The following is a 2,493-nucleotide window of genomic DNA, read 5'->3' as shown; positions in this document are numbered from 1 at the left end:
GGTATTATCGCTCAATTGCCAAGTGGTATCACTGCGGAATGGGTTTCTAGAATGGCGAAAGGTGGTGGTGGTCCAATTCCATTGTTGCTTGAATTTGTGGCTTTGTTCTTCGTCGTGATCTTTACGATCTTGATCGTACAGGGAGTTCGTAAGATTCCTGTGCAATATGCGAAGAAAATTGTCGGAAACAAGCAAGTCGGTGGAGTACGTCAGTATATACCGTTAAAGGTAAATGCTGCAGGTGTAATGCCGATCATTTTTGCACAGGCGATCATGTTTGTGCCAATGAGTTTAGGACAGTTCTTCCCAAATCTTCAGTCGGAATTTTTGACTTCGTTGAGTAACTATACTTCTGTAGCGTACAACGTGACTTTTGCGGTGTTGATTATCGCATTTACGTTCTTCTATACAGCGATCATGGTGAATCCGCAACAGATGTCAGATGACATGAAGAAAAACGGAGGTTTTGTTCCGGGTATTAAACCGGGATTGGAAACTAGTAATTTTATAGACCGCGTAATATCAAATATTACATTTCCAGGTGCAATTTTCTTAGCGATTATTGCTATTCTACCTGCTATTGCAAGTTTGTTTGGTATTAATAATCAATTTGCACACTTCTACGGAGGTACGTCCTTATTGATTTTAGTAGGTGTGGTGTTGGATACTTTGCAACAGATCGAATCTCATTTATTGATGCGTCATTACGATGGATTGATGAAAACAGGTCGTATTAAAGGTCGTTCGGCCGCGTCTGTTGAGGGAATGGATCATTCGGCAATTTAATTTCTTTAGATGTCTAAAGTATTTTATAAGTCAGCAGATGATATAGAGCAATTGCGGAAGTCAGCAGATGTGCTTTCGCAATTGCTTGGTGAAATCGCAAAAGTGATTAAGCCTGGGGTAAAAACTATATCTCTTGATAAATTAGCTTATGAGTATATTCATGATAATGGTGGTACGCCAGCGTTCTTAAATTATCATGGATTTCCATACTCTTTGTGTATCTCTGTCAACGATCAGATTGTACATGGTTTTCCGAGCGATTATGAAATTAAAGATGGTGATCTTGTTTCAGTCGACGGAGGTGTCAATTTGAACGGTTTTATCAGTGATTCAGCTTACACTTTCGGTGTAGGTGAGATTTCTGAAGAAGCCCAATTGTTGTTGGATGTCACAAAGGAATCATTGTACAAAGGTGTTGAACAGGCTGTGGCCGGTAAACGTGTTGGGGATATTTCCTCTGCGGTCCAAGAGTACGTGAGCAAGTTCGGTTTCGGAATTGTGCGCGAACTGGTCGGACATGGCGTTGGATATCATTTACATGAAAAGCCAGAAGTTCCAAATTATGGAAAACGTGGTGCAGGTCCGAAGTTGGAAGAAGGTTTGGTTATTTGTATCGAGCCGATGATCAATGCGGGACGGGCAGGTGTTCGTTTTTGGGACGATGGTTGGACAGTAAGTACAGTAGATGGGAAGTTATCGGCGCACTTCGAACAGATGGTTGCCATCCGAAAAGGTGAACCAGATGTGTTGCTGACATTCGAACATGTAGAGAAAGTTTTGAACAAAAAGTAGTTGGTTTTCAATTATTTTTATTTATCTTTGCACTCCTGTTCGCAGGCTTTTAAATTAAATTTAATCGAGAATATATGGCTAAACAAGCCTCAATAGAACAAGACGGTATAATTAGAGAGGCACTTTCTAATGCTATGTTTAGGGTAGAATTGGAAAATGGACATGAAATCATTGCCCATATTTCTGGTAAAATGCGTATGCACTATATCAAAATTTTACCTGGGGATAAAGTTAAATTGGAAATGTCTCCGTATGATTTGACTAAGGGAAGGATTACTTACCGCTATAAATAGTCGTAAGCCTTTTAATTAGCACAAGCTTTTGAAAAAATAAATATCATGAAAGTAAGAGCATCAATAAAAAAACGTAGCGCGGACTGTAAGATCATCCGTCGTAAAGGTAAAGTTTTTGTAATCAACAAAAAGAACCCGAAGTTTAAACAACGTCAGGGTTAATTCATTAAAAATAATAGCTTAATATTATATGGCAAGGATAGCAGGTATTGATTTACCTAAAAACAAAAGAGGTGTGATCGGCCTTACCTATATTTTTGGTATCGGTCGTACAAGAGCTCAATATATCTTGGAAAAAGCTGGTATCAGCGAAGATGTGAAGGTACAAGAGTGGAATGATGAGCAATTGGCAGCAATTCGTAGCATCATCAATGATGAATTGAAAGTAGAAGGTTCATTGCGTTCAGAAATCCAATTGAACATCAAACGTTTAATGGATATCGGTTGTTACCGTGGATTGCGTCACCGTAAACACTTACCAGTTCGTGGTCAACGTACTAAAAACAACTCACGTACTCGTAAAGGTAAACGTAAGACAGTTGCAAACAAGAAAAAAGCTACTAAATAATAAATAAGAAATGGCTAAAACTAAAAAAGCTGCAAAAAAGCGTATCGTTGTTAT

Annotated in this window: 5 protein-coding genes; all 5 read left to right on the top strand. The window is 38.7% G+C overall.

The window, feature by feature from the left end:
* On the top strand, positions 1-786 hold a 786-nt coding region (locus B4G94_RS03985), incomplete at its 5' end, for a preprotein translocase subunit SecY (RefSeq protein WP_286857271.1).
* Positions 787-795: 9 nt separating this feature from the next.
* Positions 796-1,578, top strand: a complete 783-nt coding sequence (gene map / locus B4G94_RS03980; protein ID WP_104385207.1) for a type I methionyl aminopeptidase — start codon at positions 796-798, stop codon at positions 1,576-1,578.
* A gap of 74 nt (positions 1,579-1,652) precedes the next feature.
* A complete protein-coding gene (gene infA, locus B4G94_RS03975) occupies positions 1,653-1,871 on the top strand; it encodes a translation initiation factor IF-1 (protein ID WP_002997456.1) in 219 nt (72 codons plus the stop codon).
* A gap of 45 nt (positions 1,872-1,916) precedes the next feature.
* Positions 1,917-2,033 carry a type B 50S ribosomal protein L36 gene (gene ykgO / locus B4G94_RS03970; RefSeq protein ID WP_013665024.1) on the top strand — a complete coding sequence of 39 codons (117 nt, stop codon included), beginning with the start codon at positions 1,917-1,919 and terminating at the stop codon, positions 2,031-2,033.
* Positions 2,034-2,061: 28 nt separating this feature from the next.
* Positions 2,062-2,439, top strand: a complete 378-nt coding sequence (rpsM, locus tag B4G94_RS03965; RefSeq protein ID WP_108636195.1) for a 30S ribosomal protein S13 — start codon at positions 2,062-2,064, stop codon at positions 2,437-2,439.
* The last annotated feature ends 54 nt before the right edge of the window (positions 2,440-2,493 follow it).

It is taken from the genome of Sphingobacterium sp. UBA7625 (genome assembly GCF_002484085.1).
Classification (GTDB): domain Bacteria; phylum Bacteroidota; class Bacteroidia; order Sphingobacteriales; family Sphingobacteriaceae; genus Sphingobacterium; species Sphingobacterium athyrii.
This window is presented reverse-complemented; position numbering and strand designations above follow the sequence as displayed.

What these genes read in the sequence shown, in the direction of transcription:
- map (WP_104385207.1), top strand. Translation starts at nt 796, where the DNA reads ATGTCTAAAGTATTTTATAAGTCAGCAGATGATATAGAGCAATTGCGG.
- infA (WP_002997456.1), top strand. Translation starts at nt 1,653, where the DNA reads ATGGCTAAACAAGCCTCAATAGAACAAGACGGTATAATTAGAGAGGCA.
- ykgO (WP_013665024.1), top strand. Translation starts at nt 1,917, where the DNA reads ATGAAAGTAAGAGCATCAATAAAAAAACGTAGCGCGGACTGTAAGATC.
- rpsM (WP_108636195.1), top strand. Translation starts at nt 2,062, where the DNA reads ATGGCAAGGATAGCAGGTATTGATTTACCTAAAAACAAAAGAGGTGTG.